General features: G+C 43.7%; 19 protein-coding genes and 2 pseudogenes. 5 read left to right on the top strand and 16 right to left on the bottom strand.

Annotated elements, in window-relative coordinates; all coding sequences use genetic code 11:
- Positions 1 to 186: 186 nt before the first annotated feature.
- Positions 187 to 1,383 carry a secretin N-terminal domain-containing protein gene (locus OCV19_RS18460; RefSeq protein WP_065677733.1) on the bottom strand — a complete coding sequence of 399 codons (1,197 nt, stop codon included), beginning with the start codon at positions 1,381 to 1,383 and terminating at the stop codon, positions 187 to 189.
- A complete protein-coding gene (locus OCV19_RS18455) occupies positions 1,383 to 1,733 on the bottom strand; it encodes a P-loop NTPase family protein (RefSeq protein ID WP_206377713.1) in 351 nt (116 codons plus the stop codon). The genes OCV19_RS18460 and OCV19_RS18455 overlap by 1 nt, the downstream gene beginning before the upstream one ends.
- 299 nt (positions 1,734 to 2,032) lie before the next feature.
- Here OCV19_RS18455 and istA point away from each other — a divergent pair.
- Both istA and istB read left to right on the top strand, forming a co-directional pair.
- A pseudogene (gene istA, locus OCV19_RS18450) lies at positions 2,033 to 3,563 on the top strand (IS21 family transposase).
- Between the two features lie 10 nt (positions 3,564 to 3,573).
- Positions 3,574 to 4,314 (top strand): IS21-like element ISVch3 family helper ATPase IstB, encoded by a 741-nt coding sequence (istB, locus tag OCV19_RS18445; protein WP_065677598.1) that lies wholly within the window; start codon positions 3,574 to 3,576, stop codon positions 4,312 to 4,314.
- A gap of 73 nt (positions 4,315 to 4,387) precedes the next feature.
- Here the strand turns inward: istB and OCV19_RS18440 are convergent.
- From OCV19_RS18440 to OCV19_RS18410, 7 genes and pseudogenes are all read right to left on the bottom strand, one after another.
- Positions 4,388 to 5,053: pseudogene (locus OCV19_RS18440) on the bottom strand (zonular occludens toxin domain-containing protein); the annotation flags it as partial.
- Positions 5,053 to 5,418: a DUF5455 family protein gene (locus OCV19_RS18435; protein ID WP_016789823.1), complete on the bottom strand. Its 366-nt coding sequence runs from the start codon at positions 5,416 to 5,418 to the stop codon at positions 5,053 to 5,055. The gene OCV19_RS18435 and the pseudogene OCV19_RS18440, both read right to left, overlap by 1 nt.
- Positions 5,419 to 6,915: a hypothetical protein gene (locus OCV19_RS18430; RefSeq protein ID WP_065676916.1), complete on the bottom strand. Its 1,497-nt coding sequence runs from the start codon at positions 6,913 to 6,915 to the stop codon at positions 5,419 to 5,421. It lies immediately after the preceding gene.
- Between the two features lie 75 nt (positions 6,916 to 6,990).
- Complete coding sequence (locus OCV19_RS18425) at positions 6,991 to 7,227, bottom strand: major coat protein (RefSeq protein WP_016789825.1); 237 nt, start codon at positions 7,225 to 7,227, stop codon at positions 6,991 to 6,993.
- A 269-nt stretch (positions 7,228 to 7,496) separates the two neighbouring features.
- Positions 7,497 to 7,808, bottom strand: coding sequence for a chemotaxis protein (locus tag OCV19_RS18420; RefSeq protein ID WP_065676915.1), 312 nt, complete (start codon positions 7,806 to 7,808; stop codon positions 7,497 to 7,499).
- Positions 7,809 to 7,883: 75 nt separating this feature from the next.
- The gene (locus OCV19_RS18415) at positions 7,884 to 9,914 is read right to left on the bottom strand and encodes a replication endonuclease (protein WP_065676914.1); all 2,031 of its coding nucleotides are present in this window, start codon (positions 9,912 to 9,914) and stop codon (positions 7,884 to 7,886) included.
- A gap of 2 nt (positions 9,915 to 9,916) precedes the next feature.
- Positions 9,917 to 10,213: a hypothetical protein gene (locus OCV19_RS18410; RefSeq protein WP_065676913.1), complete on the bottom strand. Its 297-nt coding sequence runs from the start codon at positions 10,211 to 10,213 to the stop codon at positions 9,917 to 9,919.
- 212 nt (positions 10,214 to 10,425) lie between these two features.
- On the opposite strand from OCV19_RS18410, the gene OCV19_RS18405 reads away from it, so the two are divergent.
- A complete protein-coding gene (locus OCV19_RS18405) occupies positions 10,426 to 10,794 on the top strand; it encodes a DUF3693 domain-containing protein (RefSeq protein WP_061038269.1) in 369 nt (122 codons plus the stop codon).
- A 168-nt stretch (positions 10,795 to 10,962) separates the two neighbouring features.
- On the opposite strand, the gene yciH is transcribed toward OCV19_RS18405, so the two are convergent.
- Positions 10,963 to 11,274, bottom strand: a complete 312-nt coding sequence (gene yciH, locus OCV19_RS18400) for a stress response translation initiation inhibitor YciH (protein WP_008221404.1) — start codon at positions 11,272 to 11,274, stop codon at positions 10,963 to 10,965.
- 3 nt (positions 11,275 to 11,277) lie between these two features.
- Positions 11,278 to 11,646: a DUF3319 domain-containing protein gene (locus OCV19_RS18395; RefSeq protein ID WP_065676912.1), complete on the bottom strand. Its 369-nt coding sequence runs from the start codon at positions 11,644 to 11,646 to the stop codon at positions 11,278 to 11,280.
- Positions 11,647 to 11,746: 100 nt separating this feature from the next.
- On the opposite strand from OCV19_RS18395, the gene OCV19_RS18390 reads away from it, so the two are divergent.
- On the top strand, positions 11,747 to 12,715 hold the full coding sequence (locus OCV19_RS18390) for a tyrosine-type recombinase/integrase (protein WP_065676911.1): 969 nt from the start codon (positions 11,747 to 11,749) through the stop codon (positions 12,713 to 12,715).
- A 232-nt stretch (positions 12,716 to 12,947) separates the two neighbouring features.
- Here OCV19_RS18390 and ltrA read toward each other — a convergent pair whose 3' ends face one another.
- The 4 genes from ltrA to OCV19_RS18370 all read right to left on the bottom strand — a co-directional run bounded on the left by ltrA (position 12,948) and on the right by OCV19_RS18370 (position 16,758).
- A complete protein-coding gene (ltrA, locus tag OCV19_RS18385; RefSeq protein WP_065675544.1) occupies positions 12,948 to 14,420 on the bottom strand; it encodes a group II intron reverse transcriptase/maturase in 1,473 nt (490 codons plus the stop codon).
- Positions 14,421 to 14,654: 234 nt separating this feature from the next.
- Positions 14,655 to 14,798, bottom strand: coding sequence for a hypothetical protein (locus OCV19_RS18380; RefSeq protein WP_162497971.1), 144 nt, complete (start codon positions 14,796 to 14,798; stop codon positions 14,655 to 14,657).
- A 221-nt stretch (positions 14,799 to 15,019) separates the two neighbouring features.
- Positions 15,020 to 16,015 carry a D-alanine--D-alanine ligase gene (locus OCV19_RS18375; protein ID WP_055319530.1) on the bottom strand — a complete coding sequence of 332 codons (996 nt, stop codon included), beginning with the start codon at positions 16,013 to 16,015 and terminating at the stop codon, positions 15,020 to 15,022.
- Between the two features lie 179 nt (positions 16,016 to 16,194).
- Positions 16,195 to 16,758, bottom strand: a complete 564-nt coding sequence (locus OCV19_RS18370; RefSeq protein WP_065677681.1) for an SPOR domain-containing protein — start codon at positions 16,756 to 16,758, stop codon at positions 16,195 to 16,197.
- A 216-nt stretch (positions 16,759 to 16,974) separates the two neighbouring features.
- On the opposite strand from OCV19_RS18370, the gene OCV19_RS18365 reads away from it, so the two are divergent.
- Positions 16,975 to 19,656 (top strand): bifunctional acetate--CoA ligase family protein/GNAT family N-acetyltransferase, encoded by a 2,682-nt coding sequence (locus tag OCV19_RS18365; protein ID WP_048660170.1) that lies wholly within the window; start codon positions 16,975 to 16,977, stop codon positions 19,654 to 19,656.
- On the opposite strand, the gene OCV19_RS18360 is transcribed toward OCV19_RS18365, so the two are convergent.
- Positions 19,648 to 20,535, bottom strand: coding sequence for a LysR family transcriptional regulator (locus OCV19_RS18360; RefSeq protein ID WP_048612676.1), 888 nt, complete (start codon positions 20,533 to 20,535; stop codon positions 19,648 to 19,650). The two genes, OCV19_RS18365 and OCV19_RS18360, sit on opposite strands and share 9 nt — an antisense overlap.
- Positions 20,536 to 20,733 lie beyond the last annotated feature (198 nt).

The raw sequence follows: 20,733 nt of genomic DNA, 5'->3' as shown, positions 1-20,733 counted from the left end.
TTCCCCTCCTTAAAATGGTCAACAAGTAGCATACTGGTTTCACATCTAAGGGTATAAAGGTTTTGTATCATAGTGTTACCGAAAGCCAATAATTCGATATACGTTATTGGGAATATCTAACGCGCTACGCTTGTTTGCTCCTTTATGCTCTACAAGCAAGCTTATAGCAGCAGAAAGCGAGCTGGATTAAAGAATCGTAGTCTTAATAACGACTTTGAGTTCTTTTTTTATTTGGCTTGTACCCTCAGAGCGGAATAGACCACCAAGCAGGGGAATATCCATAAGTAAAGGGACGCCTGAAACGGACTTCCGTTCCTCGCTCGATATGAGTCCACCTAGCGCGATTGTTTGTCTATCTCTAACCTTAACAACAGTTTGCAAGGTTCGTTTGTTGGTAATGATATCGGAAGCTATAGCAGAGTTAGTAACAGAACTAGATTCCTGATTAATGATCAATACAACATCGTCACCAAGGACATGAGGCACAACCTCAAGAGAAACGCCCACGTCTTGACGTTCTATGCGTTGAATGGTGTTACCACCGTCCGTGACTTCACTGGAAGTAAGGAAAGGGACGTTTTGACCTACCGTAATATAACCTTTCTCCCTATCCATAATTAGCATATTAGGTCGTGATAACAGCTCGGTATCTTCACTAGATTGAACAGCTTTGACCAATGCAGAAAAATCTCCGCTATCATAGAAAAGTAAGTTATCGACCGCTTTATCAATGGCGATTGGCTGAGTAATGAAACCAGCGTTATCCAGTGCTAATTCCAAATTAACGCCAAACTCCTCGCTATCATCAATCAGGGTTTCAGTAATGATAGCCTCAATGAAAACTTGCTTTTGAGGTCGGTCTATACCTGCTATGAGTGTATCAATCTTGGTGATTTGGTCGGGCGCACCAGTCACAATAATAGAGTTGGTCGTAGGAAGAATTTGAACATCATAATTTGAGTTAGATTGCTTCTGTGTCGTTTGCGCTTGCGTTGCTCTCAGCATCGAATTAACAAGCTCAGTGACCTTTGTGTTTCTGACGTTTTGGAAACGGTAAAGCTTAACGACTGGCGGTTCTGTAGGTAAAAACGTATCAGTATCAACGGACACGGTATACACACCGTTTGAATACCCGAGTTCGTAACCATGAGAGCGCAAAACCGAATCGAAAAAGGATGCGTACTCAGATTGTTTAAGTTCAGGGGCGGTAAAACTAACTTTACCCGTCACACCTTGACCAAGTACAACGGTTTGCCCCGTATAAGTAGCAAACCATGATACAAACTCAGCGATTGGAGTATTGCGAGACTCAAAAACAGCCGGAGCAGATGCGCGAACCGGAAGCGATAAGCAAAAGGTGATTAAAAGGATTACACGAAGCATTAGCAATGTACCTCATAAGAACTTGTACCACTGGATACAGACACGCGGCAGCTAGAGAAAACAGTCACATCAAAACCCATCGAACGGAGTTCAACACTCGTTATGCGATTACCCGATTTATCCAACTCAAAAGACGGCAGTTGATTGGGCGGATTCCAAGCACTGACAATTCGATAACCGTCCAATAGGTCTTTCAGTTGGTCAGCGTCCTGTTTTGCTTCAACAATCTGAACCGTTGTTTCTGGTGTTTCTGGCATCAGCAACATAGACATGCCAAGCGTCAGTAAAGCGCCAAGAGCAAAGCAAAGAAAGCGTGAATATTTACGAGCGTGAATTTTAGTAAGTCTCATAATATTCCTTAAATTGTAAGGGACAGTATAACGGCCGTGAGTGTAGTAGGGAGGCAGAACGCTATAAACTGCATATTTCGGAGCATTCCGATCAGTCATTTCGGGATTATCCGATCACCCATTTCGGTTTAAACCGATCACTGATTCCGCGATTATCCGATCACTTTTAGTCAAACTCCGAAATCGGTGATCGGAATAGCGAAAACCGCGATCGTAATGGCCGAAATCCTTCCTTTTTCTCTTTTAAATCAATAGCTCGCTATTCTTTACTTCTTAAACAAGAAGGAAAGGAAGCGACAATGGCCAAAAAGAGAACTCCAATGAACAAAATCAAAGAGGTATTACGCCTTAAATACGACTGCGGTCTCTCAAATCGTGGTATCGCTTCTTGCCTTAAACTCGGCCCGTCCACCGTATCAGAACTCCTTACTCGCTTTAAACAAAGCCAACTTGGTTGGCCTCTACCCGACAGTTGCAGCGATGCAGATCTCACACAGGCGCTGTATCACGGCAAGAAAGTCAGTCGAGATAAAGTTATGCCAGACTTCACTCAATACGCAGTCGAACTCAGGCGTAAAGGTATGACAAAGATGCTGCTCTGGCAGGAGTATCATGAGCAATATCAAGAGCAAGCTTACGCTTACACTCAGTTCTGCGAGCACTTCACTCGTTGGTTCAAAACCCAAAAACGCAGCATGCGCCAGCTTCATGTTGCAGGTGATAAACTGTTTATCGATTACTGTGGGCCTCGGCTTCAGGTGGTCAACCCTGACACAGGCGAAGTGCGCGAAGCGGAGGTGTTCGTCGCGACTTTAGGCGCGTCCAATTACACTTATGTTGAAGCCTTCCCAGCCAAGGGAAGCCCTACTGGTTAGAGGCGCATGCGAATGCGTTCGAACACTTCGGTGGCGTACCACAACTCTTAGTTCCCGATAACCTACGCAGCGCAGTCACCAAAGCCAATCGTTATGAGCCGAGACTGAACGACAGCTATCAAAAGCTGGCTAATCACTATCAAACAGCCGTGATGCCTGCTCGCCCCTACAAACCGAAAGACAAAGCCAAGGCAGAGAATGCCGTGCTCCTAGTAGAACGCTGGATCATGATGCGGTTGCGACACCAAGCCTTCCACACTTTTAAAGAGTTGAATCTCGCCATCCGTGAACTCATGAATGAGTTAAATCAGCGTGAGATGAAACAGTATGGCGCCAGCCGCCAAGCGCTGTTCGATAAACTCGACAAACCTGCATTAAAGCCACTGCCTAGGCAGCGTTACCTGTATACCGAAACTAAACGAGCCAAAGTTGGCCCTGACTATCACATCGAATATCGCCGTCATTACTACTCGGTTCCCCATCAACTTGTTGGTCACCATGTCGAGTTGGAAGCCTCTAATCGCCTGGTGCAGATCTACCATCAAGGTAACTTGGTGGCCCAGCATCCACGTAGCCAAAGAGAGCGAGGAAACAGCACCCAACCAGAGCACATGCCAAGCAACCATCAACATCAGAAGTGGTCGCCAGGGCGCTTGCTTAGCTGGGGAGCCAATATCGGCCCAGCCACACGAGAAGTCGTCAATAAGATGCTGAACTCCAAGCCTCATCCAGAGCAGTCTTATCGTTCCTGCCTTGGCTTGCTCAGCCTCAGTAAAACCTATGGCGAATCGCGCCTAGAGCAAGCCTGTAAAGATGCGCTGATGCTGACAAAATCCAATTACACCTTCATCAGCAATTTGTTGAAAACAATCGTGAAGGACAACTGAGTAAAGACAACACGAGTACGCCAAATCTTGTTCATAGCAATGTTCGTGGCCCGAACAGTTATCACTAGGAGAAAGGATATGAATGCACTGAACGACCAACTCAAAACCCTACGCTTGAGCCATGCAGCGAAAGCATTAGAGCAGCAGCAAGAGCAACTGACCACCTACGCAGAACTGGACTTCGAGGAAAGGCTAAGCCTACTTCTGGAAAGCGAGATCTTGAATCGCAATCAGAGCAAAATCCAACGCTTAAAACGACAAGCCAAGCTGAGAGTAGATGCGCAGCCGAGCCAACTTATCTATAAGGAGGGACGAAACCTCAATCGTAAACAGATGAGCGAACTTCTGACGGGCAGTTATCTATACAAACACCAGAACATCTTGGTTACAGGCCCAACAGGCGCAGGCAAAACGTATCTTGCCTGCGCACTGGCAACCAGCGCCTGTGACCAACAACAAACGGTTAAGTACTACCGATTAACTCGCTTGCTTGACGACCTGACCGCTGGTCGTCTGGATGGTAGCTATCAAAAGCAACTCCAATCGCTGGCTAAGAAAGCCTTACTGATCCTCGACGACTGGGGGATGGAAAAACTCACTCAAGAGCATGCGGGTCACTTATTAGAAGTGCTGGAAGAGCGTTATCAAAACAGCAGCACAATCGTCATCAGCCAGTTACCTGTAAGGGAGTGGTACAACATGATCGGCAACGCCACCGTCGCGGACGCGCTAATGGATCGGCTAGTACACAATAGTCATAGAATAGAACTGGGAGGTGAGTCAATGAGAAAACTGGCGCAATCCGATCACTTAGAGTAAAAATAAGAAGAGGGAAAAACGGTAGGATCAGGTGATCGGAATAAACCGAAACGAGCGATCGCAATCACCGAAATACGCAATAAACGCCGTCCTCATAGTTAGATCGGAACATCTGTTTAGTGTCGTAAGCCGTGTATAGGTCTTTACCAAAAAACACCCATTTATCAACTGTCAGAGAATTTTGATTATCGCCATACTTAACAATGCCAATATGGAGCTTTGGGAAAGGTAAGCGGCCTTGACCAAGCGTCAAAAACCATACAAGAGTCGAAAGGATAGGAACCTGCATTCTATCCAAACGACGACAAAAAACAGTATGTTCAGCGAGAGCAAGACGCGCTTGTTTATCAACGATTGAGATATCTTGAACGATGAAAATCACGTCCCAACCAAGCTTTCGAATATGCAAAAGGTGATCAATTAACTTTTGTCGGTTCTTATCGTTCCACGTTCTGGAGTTGAACCAGGTACCGCATTCATCAAGAACAATTAGCCCGTCCTTTGTGACATCATAACTTTTATTCGCAGAGCCGAGCGCAGTCAAATCTTCAACGACTGGCTTATCAGGGATACGATACAAGCGCGTGTTTTTCTTCTTAGCACCTAGCATTTCTTTAAGGTTAATATCTAGGTTGGTTGCTACTGGAACACCGCGCATAAACGCCTCTCGAATCTTACCGACAGCCGTTAGAGTTTTACCGGAACCGAGCTTACCCGTAACAAAATAAACGCTAGCCATTACGGAGCAATCCTTGTAACCGCGTACACTTGCCATTCCCACGCCCAACGCATAACACGAGCGCTTAAAATGGTACTGGCACAAGGAACAGCAACGTCAGGAACAAAGAAGCCCCAAGCTTGTGATAGGAACGGAGGCACCAGAAAATGCAAACCCGTGAGCATGGCATAAATGGCGTAACTGGTAGCCGTAGCCATACCTATAATCATTGTGACAATGGTTAGGTTAATAGCCATTTGCTTTGTAAATTTGAGAAAAAAGAACTCAAATACTTTAGTAGCGAGGCCACCAAGAAAAGCAGCAAGGGCAGGCAATGACAAAGCGCCACTGATACCGGATAAAATAGGAAGTAAAGCAATTGCCATTTATGCGTACCTCGTAGCTGATGGCTTACGGCCTATCGGTGTAATGCCATCTAATAAAATGTCTGTGAGCGTCATAAGCGTATACATGCCAATTAAGAAAGAAAGAATGAGCTTAATTTTTTCACTGACATAGCAGTCAATAGAATAAGTATTCCCGTTAGCCTCAAACGTCAAAGGGGAACATGACTCATTAAAACCAAGCGCGTTTAAAAGAACGGCAGTTGCGTTATTCATGATTGATTCATTTTCATCATTTAAAGGGCTATCAATAACGGATTGTAAAGTTGATTCAATAAGACTTTCACCACCGGAAATAATACCGCCCACTTGATTATCCATTTGGCCGAAAGTATCACTAATAAATTCAGAACCTAAACCGTGAGGATACTGACAGTAATTATTATCCTCAGTAGGGTCGCATTGCTCGGGTAGCTTAGCGGCAAGTTCTCCAAGAGCATCAGTTAAAGCACTCGTTTGTTCACCTAGAGCGCCCGTTAAAGCGCCCGTTTGAGCGCCTAACGCGTCAGTAATACTAGAAGCACCCGCAGTAATAGCGCCCGTTTGCTGCAGGGCTAAGTCCTTATTAGCTTGATATATCTGATAATCCTGATTCATTTGTTCAACAACGGATTCGCCTATAGCGGTATTCGTAGCATTAAGATTTGATAATGAATTATTAATATCAGTAAAGCCGTTGTTTAAATCTGTGCTAAGAGCCTTAAAACCCTCGTTAGAATCCCTATTTGAATTCTGAATAGCTTCTAATACAGCCTCATCTGTAGTGTCAGTGGGAGTAACATCGTCAGGTTCTGGCTTGTCAAAAGTGGGTGCGTCAGGGTTGGCAGTTGAACCCGAACCCGGATTAAAACCACCACTAGGCGGTGTAATATCATCAGTTGGATCTAAATCCTGAATACAGTCAGGCCAATCGGGGAAACCAATTGCACATTTATCAGATTGAGTGCAGCGAGTCTCTAACGATTCAAGGAAATCAGAACATTGATGAGAGAAAATACCGCCCTTGGCCGCGCAAGATTGTTCAGCCTCAAATAAAGAATCATTAGTCGATTCTCTATCACAAAAAGCAGGAGTGTAACATTCTGAAGTATGAGGATTTAATATAGAGGGTGGATCGCAAACCGCCTCGCAAGATTGAGTAAGATCACTTACTTCTTGCCCATTTGGGCATGATTCGTAAATGAAATTAATTGAAAATGAACCGGGAGAAGATACAGCCCCAGTACAACCCTCATCTTCGTAAAAAATAGACCTAATAGTAAACTTACTCGAACTGACGCTGACAGAAGTGAGACCTTGATATTTTCGTCTTGATGGAGAGTAAGAACAATATGTGTTTAATAAGGAGTCAGCACCAGACTGAGGACTGCTAGCGAATTGCTTTTCACCAAACAGCATGTAAGAAATAGGTTGAGAATAAACACTAAAAGAAGAAACCATCATCAAGATAAAAAGAGAGATGCTTGTTTTAATGTTCATAGCTTATTACCAGATTAGAAAAAAAAGATTAAAAGAGGATAGGGAGAGGCGAACCCCTCCCAAAAACAACTAGTATTAAGTTGCTTTGTTTGCAGCTTTCTTGAATAGCTTAATACCAACAAAACCAACAACAACGATAGGAACAATTGTCCAAGCCATTGCAATGTAATCCGTTGCAGCTGTAGTCATTGCCGTTGCAGCCGCTTCAGCTTCAGCTGAAAGAGCAGCGTTAGCAGAGCCAACCATTAGAGAAGAGCCAGCAACAACAGCGATTTTTGAAGCGTGACGCTTAACGACGTTCATGTATTTCATAGGATTGATCCTTTTTTAGAGTGATTAAATAAAATTAACTAGATACTTCAGCCGCTTTCTTGAAAGTTAAGAAAGTAGCTCCGCACACGTACCCAAAGACGGAAGAAGTAAGGAGGGCACCAATAACAAATTCGATTGTAGGCATTAGCGCTGCCCCCCATACATGCAACCAAGAAGAAAGCAGACCATAAGACCAATACAAAATTGCATGATATAAGTCGTTTCATTGAGTGCATAAAGCGCGTCAAATTGGTCAGCAGTCATATTGATTAACCTTTTGCTTTCGGTAAGTCGAACAAGTGGAAGCCATTTAAAGCAACGTGCTTACCCTCATCATTACCAAAGCTAAATTCTTTGTATTCAACGTTAAATTGCATACGTTGACCGACACAAGATTTCAGCACTTCACCTGCTTTTCCACCGTTCCAAAGCTCAGAGGAGATCTTTACTTCAATAGTGTTGGTCGGGTTAGTGGTGATTAGTTTCAACTTACCCACAGTCAAAGATTCACCCGTACCACGGGCGGGTTTAGTTTCTTGAATGATATCGGTATCGTCTAAAATTAAGCCTTCGAGTTTCATATTGTGTTTCCTTTCTTGACGTAAATTTTTTGGTTAAAAGAGAAAAAGACAGTTATTGACACAAGTCCAAGGAACCTAATGGAGCATGTCCGGCGGGGCTGCGCCCACCGAACACGCCCCATGAGGTTCTAAAGAGCCAGAGAGAACAAGCGCCTCAATTTCATCCATACGAGCCATATGTTTCTCGTATTCTTCATACTGACTATCGAGCATGTATTCGTATTCTTTCTCGCGCTCCAAAGCATCAAACCAGTCCACAGTTCCAGACATAATTTTTTGTTGTGATGCGATGAATTTGTCTTTGTTTTCAACTTTCCATGACTTGAAGCGAGTAACGACAAGAACGTCACGGAACATCAAGCCAGAGATACGAGCTTGAGCCGCGTCACCATAGCGAGTAGTAGAGTATTCACCACCGGATTCAATTAGCTTTTCGATAGTGTTAGTCACTTCATAAGCGGCCTTGATGGTTTGGTCTTTGCGCTTGACGAACACACCGCCCATTGCATAACAGAACGCTTCCCAATCACCGGCATCCGCAGCCCTGCGAACGTTTTCTAGTGTTAGATGCTCTTCGTTGTTTAAGTCTGAAAACATGGCGTCTTCCTCGTTAAGTTCTTCGCGTAAACGTCTAAGCTCACGCCAAACAGTGACAGAAGCACCGCCTATAAATTGAAATTGTCTAATACGATTCACACGCGCCCAAGTGACCACGCGCTCAGCAGCTGCAATGCCATCTAGATTTGAACTGCGGTCTTTGTCGATATGCTTACCGTCAACGTTTTTACTCACGTATTTAGCCACGTAACCAACAGCCGAGCCCTTACTAAAATCAATTAGCTCAGATTTGAAACGGTACTTTTTAGCACCTGATTCGTTAGGCGTATCAGCAAGGGCTAAGCGGTTAAATTCTGATGTAACAAAAGCGCGGTGTTCTTTTTCCATGAATAGCAGCATATGGTGATGCGGTGTGCCATCTTGATGAGGCTCAACAATGCGCATACCGTAAATTTTGATATCGTTCTTATCCAAGATTTTACGGAGCGAAGACCAAACACTAATCAAATGATCGTGTGATTGTTTCGCGTCCGGTCGTCCTGCTTTTTCCCATTTGGGATTAGTCACACCACCAGAAATCGCGTGAAATCTTGATGGAGCAGTAACGGTATAAAAAACCGCTTCATGACCAGATTTTTTAGCGATGTTTTCGAAGCCATTTAGACGGGCAAACATTTCATTGCGTCTTAATTCTGGATTTGAAACTGATTTAGCCGACAACTCAGAAAGAGTAAAAAACGTTTGAGGGTCGTTCTCATCAAATGCCACTGTTTTATCCAGTGCAACCTCATTTGATTTCATACGGTCACGGTGTCTGCGAACTGAAAAATCAGAGCAGTAAATTTGCTTATGACGTTCAACAAGTGCCAAGTCTCTCGCCACCTGTTCAACTTCATAAGCACACTTTCTACGTAACTGGCGAACAAGCCAGTTGTTATCAATCGCACGAGCAACAAGAGAATGTAACTCGTTATTAGATTCAGCTTTTTTAATCGTATCTTCACGAAAGCCAAGGCCAAGAGAAGCTAAAAGCTCAACGCAAGATTCGAATTGTGTTTCAACATCAGGAAGACTCGAAACGATACGTCCGAACTGCTTAGATTTGTTTTCGGCAAGTTGGCGAATATCGTCATCTGGCATTGCTGCGCTATAACCGTTCTTTGTCAGTCGTTCGTGTGCACGGTGTAAAGCGTAAGCCGCTTCGATCTCTTCCTTTTGCTTACACATATCTTTATAAGCACGAAGCATATGGCGAGTGAAATCACCATTGCGCTTTAATCCAAACGGTAAAGAATTACAAAGCAATGGAGCAGGGCGATAGGAAGTAAATGAAAGCCCTGTAACATCATGAGCATAAATTTGGTGATTTAACGCAGGGACAACCGAAGCGGCCAAAGGATAAGCGGGGCGCGTATGGTCTTTGTATGAAGACAAATAATCAAAACGGTTATCGTGGATACGGTCGGCCGTAGCCCATGATTGAGCTTGAACAAAATCAATCATTTCAAAGCTTTTTGTTTTGAGGTCGAAAACGCGCTCGTAAGCCATGATTAAAGTTCCAAACCGTAGAACGAGCAGAACTGTTCAAGCTCTTGGTCGTTATCAAACGTAAAAGTGAAAGAGTCTTCAGAGTTATAAAGCGGATTCTTATAAGTCACAGTGTGGAAACGTTCTTCACCGATAGTGCGTTGACCAAACTCAAGTTCGCCAACAAGGAACTCAAAGCAGATTTCAAGTGGTGAGTTATGAAGAGACACAGACGCGTGTGTGAAATCTGGGTAGTTAGAGAAGCTAATGTGTTCAGATTTGAGCACAGAGCCGTATTGAATGGATTCAACTGTAAACATAACAACCACCTGACTGATTATTGAGAATGGGGATTGACCGTCTAAACCGAGCCGTAAGCGTCAAGGGCGAACAGCCCAGACCTAGACAGTCAAAATGCTTAAATAAGTAAATTTGGTTCGTTGATGAGGATTATAGGCACGAAAAGTTGTGCCTGTTAAGCACGGAAAATCATGCCTAATCAGCTAGAATGTAGTTAAAGGGAGAATGTCTTATGTATCAAAATGAACTGTTAGATGCCTACAAAAAGGCTCAAAACTACGTACAAGATAAGCAGATTGCACATGATTTGAATCTGCCTAGACAAAGGATTGGTGAAATGCGAAAAGGAACTCGCTATATATCTGATTCAGAAGCAGTTTTTCTTGCGGAAAGCGCAGGAATTGATCCAGAGATGGCATTGCTTGGTTGTCACGTTGACCGCAACGAAAATCCAGAAATTAAACAGCTATGGGAACACATAGCAAAAAAGTGCAACGGGCTAGGATTAAAAGCGATTTCAATGACTTGCGCGGGATTAGCGTTGATGGCAGCCACACCAAATAAAGCACTAGCCAACTGCGTATTATGTACGTTATGTTAAATAGTCTGGGGTTTATAAGGCAGGTATCTTTGTGTGATGCCCTGCCTTTGTATTGTGTCGATAGTCTCTAATTTATACTGTGTATTTAACCATACTGGCTATTTACCATAAAATACCTAATAACCAGTGATAATAATCTTCGATTTTAGCCCTGGTATTAGTTAGAGATTAACCGCCAGCAAATTTAACTTTGTAGCCTTTCTTTTCAAGGTGCGCTTTGATCTTGTCTCGAGCATCACCTTGAATTTCGATGTTGCCATCTTTTACTGAGCCACCGCAGCCGCAAACTTTCTTGAGTTCTGCTGCCATTAGTTTTAATGGTGCGTCATCTAGGTCTAAGCCAGTTACTACAGAAACGCCTTTGCCTTTACGGCCTTTGGTTTCTTTTTGGATTCGAACGATCCCATCGCCTTTAGGACGTTGGACTTTCTCTTCTTCAGGCTTAATACGACCTGTTTCTGTTGAATATACTAGGCTCATAATTTACTTCTTTTGTTGCTCTGCTTTTTGTTTTGCGAGTAAGTAAGCTTCTATATGGCGTTGAATTGCAATCTTGCCGCCTTTGATTAAGCGACCGTTAAACATGCAATACCACGCATTAGGCTCACCGGTGTCATTCTTGATTTGGTAGCCGTTGAAGTTTTCAGTAGAGCCACCAGTTCCTCTCGACTTATTTAATGACATGAATTCTTTTGGATCAATAATAGATGCGGTATCAATCCACCAATCAATACTTTTTTTCACGGCAGCTAGTTTGCCCTGAATAACGTTGTTTTTTAACTTAGCACGCCAAACTGTGTTGTTAGCATCTATCGATTGAAGATGGACGCTTCGGTAAATTGAATTAGCCATATCTATTAATCATCTTTCTGTTTTCACTGCATTAATCATAAGTATACTAATAATGATATCAAGCATAATATGGTAAAAACACCTGTCGAGGTATGGTAATTTGAGAAAAAAAGTCCCTATTTTAACTGACTCGGTGATAATTGGTTCATTTGTTGAAAAATTAAACAGTAACGCGACAATAGAAATTATAGATGAGTTGACAGGATTTCAATACTCTCGCAATTCACTGTTGGGCATTTACAGTGATTGGAATCGCTATCATGCGTTCTGTACCAAACATCGTATTAACACACTTCCCGCATCTATAACTGCTGTTCGCCGCTTTCTTGAAACGGAGTCTAACGATAGAAAATACGCATCCTTAAAACGTTACACTGCAACGCTTAGTGTGTTACACACTGTGTTGAGCTTTGCTAACCCGATCAAGCACAGGCAAGTTCGCTTTACCCTACTCCACTTACAATCTCAAATGGCCGGTGACGCTAAACAAACCAATGCTATGACATCTGTGCATCTCATTGATTTAAATACGTTGCTCTCCCATGAGAAAGCAAACCTGAAAGAAATCAGAGACATCGCTATTTATAACGTGATGTTCGAGTGTGCTTTAAAACGCTCAGAGCTGAAGGTGTTATCGATGAGTGATGTTGAGTACGTTGAAGATCATTACCAAGTAACAGTCAAAGAATCTGATTATCAGTTGTCAAAAATAGCCAGTGTTGCACTTCAACGTTGGCTTTCGTTTACTGGTATACAAGATGACTTGCCAGTATTTCGTGCGATAGACAAGCATGAAAATATTGGTTTGCAGCCTTTGGATGATTCGTCCATCTACAGGATCTTGAGAAGAGCTAGCGACTTACTTCAACTGCCAGAAAATCACCATTTCTCTGGAAATTCGATTCGTGTTGGTGCTGCACAAGAGTTGTCGAAACAAGGTCTTAAGGTGAGAGAGATTCAGGACTTTGGTCGTTGGCTTAGCCCGGCAATGCCAGCTCAATATGTCGGTTTCACGGAAACGGCTGATAGTGAGAAGATGAAGTTTAAGGCGTTAATACCTTGGCAATGACGGGTCGCAGATTACTTGGATATAAGTTGCGGTTCAAACGATAGATTTTTAAAATAGCTGGCTTTAAAAACAACAAGTGCCTTGGCAGAAAGCTCAAGGCACTTGTTGGTTCAGCTCTAAGTGTCGAGTAGACGACACTTGTTACCAAGTGCCGCCCCTCTAAGAACCGTACGTGCAACTTTCACTGCATACGGCTCAAGCCTCCACTAAGGCATCATTGATACCCAGCAACTTATAACGCAGTCGGGACAGGCTCTTTCCAAGAGTTACGAGCTAGCCTTTTAGATTTTCTCTTCACCAAATATTCTTGGTATTGAGGGTCAAAAGGGGTCGCTGCATTCCTGATTTTTACGTGTCGCTCGATGGGCACTTTAGCTATTTGGAACAGATTGAAGTGACAGTCCATGTCCATGATTTTCTGCCAACCGTGAAATTGCCACTGGCCTTTACGATTGAGAAAATACTTATGAACAACCCAGTCTTTGGACTTGGTTGGATGACGTCTAACTGCCCAGTGCCATAACGCTTGGAATAGTTTGTGGCCGACATACCCGAATACTTGTTTAGCAACACAGTGGCGATAGTAATTCGCCCACCCTCTAAGTTTCGGATTTATCAACTTGATAAGATCGTTAACAGGGATGGTTGCGTGCTTTTTAATAAGTTCACGTAGATTTCTAAGAAATAACAGCGTGTTAGATTTGCTCGGTTTAATGAGCAATTTCCCTTTGTACTTCCTGTGATTGAAACCCAGAAAGTCAAAGCCATCATCAATATGAGTGACCTTCGTTTTCTCTTCGGAGAGGGTTAACCCTCTTTCTGCCAGAAAGTCAGCAATCAACGGTTTGATATCGTTCACTAGCACTTCCTTTGAAGAGCAGGTGACCACGAAATCATCCGCATAACCAATAAAGTTGGCCCTAGCACCCATTTTCAGAGCTGTAGATTTTATTCGTTGCTCTATTCCCACGAGAGTCATTAGCATCAAGGTTGGAGATATTATCCCACCTTGAGGTGTGCCCTCATCGGTATCATAGAACAGACCCTTATCCACATAGCCAGACTTTAACCATTGCTCTAACATACGTTTATCAACCGTGATATTGTCGATAAGCCATTGATGCCCGATTTTGTCGAAGCAAGCCTTAATATCTCCCTCAAGAATCCATTTCGCTGATCGCTTTAGAGCCAAACATTTGAAACACTGACTGACGGCGTCAGCCGTACTGCGATTTGGCCTAAACCCATAGCTATTGAGGTCGGCGAGCGTTTCGGACACTGGTTCTAATGCTAGAAGGTGGAGGACTTGTTGCGCTCTATCAATCATGCATGGAATACCCAATGGCCTGAGCTTACCGTTCTTTTTGGGGATGTAGATACGTTTGAGTGGTTTTGCAGAGTAAGCCTTGCGGCTCAGTTGATTGACTGCTTTCATACGGCGTACATCTGTGTTCCAGGTGACACCGTCTATTCCAGACGTTTTACTGCCTTTATTCTGAGAGACTCGCTTAACCGCAAGAAGCTTGGCTGAGCGAGAATGAGTCAAGAGCCACTGTAAGGACTTCACCTTACCGTATTTCTTTTCTCTCGTTGCTTTTGCGATACGCATTTGAAGCTTCAATACGTGCGCTTCAACGGATTTCCAGTCGATGGACTGCCATTTAGCGCCGTCAGAAGATGCACTAATCTCTTTCGAGATCACCATTTGCTTTTCTCCTTGAATAAAGTTCTTCAAATTCTCTCGCAATGGGAGACCAGTCGGAAGTGGGCTCACTTTCGTGATCAGACATAAGTCTGTATCTGCATCATTACAATGTAGCTTTCGCTTTTTCCGACCTCCTATACCTGCATCACTATCGGCCACAAAGGCTTTCCCAAAGGGAGTGATACAGGCTTACCCTGTTCCGTATGTTACGTAAAATGTCAGCTTAGATGCCCACTATAGTGCGGAGAGTACGGCGACCACGAAAAAGTACTGTCCAACCTCTTTCCAACTCTCATTGCCTTTTGGCCACAGCGTATTAACCACTTCCGCTGCTTCATCATATAACGCACCTTGAATGGATTCACATACGTTCATCATACTGACTACCTAGCACTTACCCGAATTGTGGTTTTCAGGAGGAACGTCCTCTCACGATTCTTTTCCCACTCAGCCCAACGGCCAAGTTTCGTTACATTGTCCGAGCCGCTGCTTTATTCAGGCTCGTAGGTTCATCTGGTGATACAGATGGTTCACTCATAAAGCGGTGAACAACGCTTCATACGACCTCAGGTCGCACGAACGAAAATGAGTTAGACAACCTAAGAAAGGCTCGTTCTCACGCAATTCTCCAAGAACTGGCTGAATTTGTGGCCGTCATGCTCAACCATTTTAGGGAACATGGAGATTGGCGTCATGCCTGGGAAGGTGTTAACTTCGTTCAGGTAGATCTCGTTGTCTTGCGTTAAGAAGAAGTCGATACGAGACAAGTGACGAAGCTTCATCTGGGTGAAGACTTTTCGAGCGCTTTCTGCAATCAGTTCACGCTGCTCATCAGTGAGGTTGCTTGCTTCAACTTCAGTGATCGAGTGACTGTCTGCACTGTACTTCTCTTCGTAAGAGTAAAATGCGCCGTTCGGTGCAATCACCTCGCCCGGTTTGCTGATATGTAGCTCGCCATCGATTTCATAAGCAGCAACTTCTAGCTCTCTTGGAACGACTGACTTCTCGACAAGCACTTGATCTGAGAAGGTAAACGCTTTGTTGATTGCTTCGCTTAGATCTTCTACTTGGTTTACTTGATAACAGCCAACAGATGAACCTTGACGAGCTGCTTTTACGAACACTTTACCCCACTTTTCAAAAGCTTGAGTTGCTTGTGAATGTGCTTGATCATTGTTGTCAGATAGGAATAGATATGGCGTGTTTGGAATACCCAGTGCGTCATACCAAAGCTTTGACGTAATTTTGTTGAAGCTGTTATTGCTAGCTTCAGAACCACAGCCTAAGTACGGGATTTTCGCCATTTCGAACAGTGATTGAATATCACCTGTTTCACCTGGGAAGCCGTGGATACAAGGAACGATAAAATCGACTTTAGATGCTAAATTGTCACCGCGCAGGGTTTGATCGTTAATATCAAGATAAACCAATTCACCTGAATCAAGACACCAGCCTTCGTTTTTAATTTCAACTCTCACAACGTTGAAATCTGCAACGCTATTGAGTTGTTCGAAAAGGTAATTGGCTGATACTAAAGACACTTCATGCTCTGAAGATCCACCGCCGCAAAGTAGAAGTATGTTTGTGGTGTTCATGGGTAAATTCGGTCCTTGAAACTAGGAATACTGACTTCAATGATAAACAAAAGTCGAGATAGGTACAGTGTTTTGATTGTTAAAATTACGTTCGAAAGATCGAGCGATTAACTATTAAACAAAACAGCGAGTCTTAAAACAAAAGAAGGAGCATTTGCCCCTTCTTTATGAATCAAAACTTAGTTCAACTTGTTAAGCGTAGGGTATTCAGAGTTCTTGATGTCATCAATGCTCTTAACAAACGGCTTCAAGTTTTGGAAAGTGTTCGGCAGTGTTGAGATTGCCTTTTTAGCTTCTAAGCGCGTTGCGTAGTCACCGTAAAGTACGGTGAACCATTTGGTACCGTTAACCATTTTGTAGTTTTCCCAAACTGGTTGAGAAGTCGTAGGTAGCATTTTCACGAAAGAATCGACTTTACTTTGGCTGCCAACAGCAACAACTTGAACGGTGTAACCAAAACGCTGATTCATGTCTTGCTGTTTCTTGGTTGGGCCTGTCACTACTGCAACTGGCTTCGCTTGAGTCGTTTGAGTGACTTTCTGTTCAACAGGTTCAGTTCTGATCACGTTGACAACGTTTTCTTCAACAACGCCTGTTTGCTCAGATTGAGATACAACTAGAGCTTCAACTTTGGCCGTTTTGTATTCTTCTTGATAACTATCTGAAGTGACATTGGTAACGTAGTCGTCAGATACACATGCAGCCAAGAGCAGTGGCAAAGTCACAATTGCAAATTTTTTCATGGAAAGCTCTATATCCTTAATAATAATTACCATAAATCATGCCGATACGTCGGTTTAGAATCAAGTTAACTTTGAGATTATACACCATTAGTGGGTGACCTATTTCACAAACTTTATGCAGTGTCTGCTTATTCATCTTAATTCGGTGAATTTGCCATCAACCCGTGAGTGCAAAGTAAGTTACGATGAACTTACGTGCATTGCTAGGATATGTCTATGAATCATCTTGATCCCCTACTTAAACCCCGTTCAATCGCTGTTGTTGGTGCTTCTCAACGAGAAACGCGTGCAGGGTATATCGTCATGAACAATTTGCTGCACGGGGATTTTAAAGGTGCAGTGATGCCAGTTACGCCAAAATATGACTCTGTGGCAGGCGTACTCTCTTATAAAAACATTTTGTCGCTACCGATCGTTCCTGACCTTGCCATTTTATGTACCAATGCGACCCGTAATGTCGCCATTTTTAAAGAACTAGCCGAGAAAGGTATAGCCTCTGTCATTGTGCTTTCTTCCGACATGCAGCAAGAAAGCGATAATGGTGAGACGTATGATGAACGATGCCTAGCGATTGCCAAAAAACACAACATTCGAGTGTTAGGTTCCAATAGTTTGGGAGTAATTGTCCCTTGGTTAAATTTAAACGCCTCATTCTCTCCAGTGACAGCATTACCCGGTAAGATCGCCTTTGTTTCTCAGTCTGCAGCTGTGTGTACCACGATTCTCGATTGGGCTAATGACAAAGAGATCGGTTTTTCGGCGTTTATCTCTATAGGTAATGGCAGTGACATCGAATTCTCGGAGTTATTGGATTATCTGAGTACCGATTCTCACACCGAAGCGATATTACTTTATGTAGACAGCATTACTGATGCGAGGCGCTTTATTTCTGCAGCGCGTGCGGCATCGCGCAACAGACGAATTCTAGTGCTAAAAGGCGGACGAACAGCGAAAGGGCGAGCGGCCGCAATGGCACACACCGGTGGTGCCGATACTTTAGATATTATCTACGATTCCGCGATTCGCCGTAGTGGCATGTTGCGAGTTAAGAACTTACATGAATTGTTTGCTGCGGTAGAGACACTGACTCATTCAGTACCATTGCGTGGTGAGCGTTTGGCTATTGTTACCAACGGTGGCGGCCCGGCGATTATGGCCGTGGATACGCTATTTGACCGCGGTGGCAAGCTCGCAGAGTTTTCACAAGAGACTCTTGATAAGTTGAACAAGGTGTTGCCATCTAGTTGGTCTCACAGCAATCCTATCGATATTGTTGGTGATGCTGGTGATCAGCGTTATATCGATACCATAAACATCTTACTCGATGGCGATGAAGCGGATGCGATTCTTATCATGCATAGCCCTTCTGCGATTGCACATTCCGCTAGAACGGCTGAACGAATTATTGAAGCGATTAAGAAGCACCCTCGCCACAAGCGCTTTAACATCCTGACGAATTGGTCTGGTGAGTTAACAGCTAGGCCAGCGCGAAAGCTGTTTACCGAAGCGGGTTTCCCGACCTATCGAACGCCTGAAAGCTCAGTGGTCGCATTCATGCACTTAGTCGAGTACAGACGAAACCAACGTCAGTTAATGGAAACGCCTACCACGGCAGAAAAAGTACATATTGAAGATCTAGCAGATGCGAAAAGTTGGATAGAACGACAACTACTGGATAAAGATACAGTTAGTCTTGATACTCACCAAAATAGCCAGTTTTTCAAGAGTTTTAACCTCGATGTGCTACCGACATGGATTGCTTCTGACCCAAGTGAAGCGGTGCACATTGCTGAAACGATCGGTTACCCGGTCGCCGTAAAACTTCGCTCGCCAGACATTGCGCATAAGTCAGATGTTCAAGGTGTAATGCTCAATTTACGAAACAGTAGTGAAGTCGCGAATGCTGCTCAGGCAATTCTCGATCGTTCTCAACTATCCTTCCCTACAGCTCACATCCACGGCTTGTTAATTCAAGGTATGGCCAAGCTCGCGGGTGGCCAAGAGCTACGAGTCAAAGTAACAACCGATGAAACCTTTGGCCCAATCATTTTACTTGGACAAGGTGGTTCGGAGTGGGATGAATCGATTGATGCGGCCGCTGCTTTCCCACCGCTCAACATGACACTGGCGCGCTACTTGATTATTCGAGCGATAAAAAGTGGCAAGATTCGCCTACAAAAGCTCCCTAACCCGATTGATATAGAGGGCCTTTCTGAATTATTGGTTCGTATATCGCAGATGGTCGTTGATTGCCCTGAAATACATGATTTAGATATCCATCCAGTACTGGCCAACGGAGACAAGTTCACGATCTTAGATGCCGATATCATATTGAAAGCTTACGAAGGAGACCCGCAAGAAAGGTTGGCCATTCGCCCTTACCCAGTCGAGCTTGAAGAACGTATCCAGCTAAAAGATGGAACCGAAGTGTTGTTACGCCCTATTCTGCCCGAAGATGAACCGCTCCATGCTGACTTTATTAATCGCGTATCTAAAGAGGATCTTTATAAACGTTTCTTTAGTGATGTCGGTGAGTTCAATCATGAAGCGTTGGCTAATTTTACTCAGATTGATTTCGATAGAGAGATCGCCTTTGTTGTGGTGCGTGAAGAACAAGGGGTTCCTGCAATCATCGGTGTATCGAGAGCGCTGATTAACCCAGAGAACACCGATGCCGAGTTTGCGATTCTGATACGTTCCGATCTGAAAGGTGTTGGTCTAGGTCGTATTCTGATGACGAAAGTTATCGATTACTGCCGAGCGAAGCAGACTAAACAGATGTCGGGTATGACAATGCCAACCAATAGAGGGATGCTAACACTAGCTCAAAAGCTCGGTTTTAAGCTAGATATCAGTTTTGAAGACGGTACTGCAGATATGGTGTTACCGTTACTTTAACGCCCATGTCTTTTTAAGATGTTGGATACACCAAGACTTGGCGTCGCCCATTTTGTTGCGTCGCCAAGCCATTACGATATCAATAGGCTGCGGCTCGGTACCGGAGATCTGCTGTAGTACGCCAGATTCAATCAAAGGTTTAGCAACACTATTCGGCAAAGTGCCAATCCCTAGTCCTGATGTCAAAGCCTCTACTTTCGCAGGAAAGCTTGTCACGGTTAAACGTGGCTGTTTCTCTAGAATATTGATGCTTAGTGCTGGCTGATCGCGCGCGGTATCTGCAATAGCAATAACCCTGTAACTTTCTCTCGCCTTTTGGTCGAATTCACCAGAACGTTTGTGAACATAGTGGTTCGATGCCGCTACCCAAACCATTTCCATTTTACCGATAACGTCACTTTTCATGTCGTTTGGGATAGTGTCAACCTTTGGGCACACCAGTAAATCTGCTCGGCCGTCTGAAAGGGATTCCCAACACCCTGCTAAGATCTCTTCTTGCAAACGAACACGTGTTTTACTGATTTTTCCTAGTTCATCTACCAGAGGGAAAAAGTTAGCAATCGGGATAATACCATCAAAGGCGATGGTCAAATCGAGCTCCCAACCATTGGCTAGAATGCTTGCCTCGTTAACAAGGCGTTCTGTTGCTCCAAGAATTACCCTACCTTGCTCAAGTATCAACTGGCCCGCTTCTGTGAAGTTTGCACGATGTCCAGAACGGTCAAAAATCATGATGTCCAGATCTTGTTCAAGCTTCTGTATTTGATAACTGAGTGATGAAGGCGCTCTGTCCATTTCATTGGCCGCAGCGGCGAAGCTTCCTCGTCGATCGATGGCGTCTAGGATGTGTAACGCTTCAAGTGTTATTGGACTATGCATCAGTTTCCTACTTTGTAAATGAGAGGTTAATCACAAAAATGGAAGCATTCACCAGATAAATGGAACCATTAAAGGTCTTTTAATACAATGAGTTATACGGTCTAGGCATGTTTTTAATGACAAAAGTACAAATAAATTGAAATGCAAATAATAGTAATTATCATTTAGATCCAATATTATCTTTCGCAAATCAAGATA

The sequence above is a fragment of the Vibrio celticus genome (assembly GCF_024347335.1).
Classification (GTDB): Bacteria; Pseudomonadota; Gammaproteobacteria; order Enterobacterales; family Vibrionaceae; genus Vibrio; species Vibrio celticus.
The sequence above is the reverse complement of the archived record's forward strand: the minus strand, read 5'-3'. Positions and strand labels throughout refer to the sequence as shown.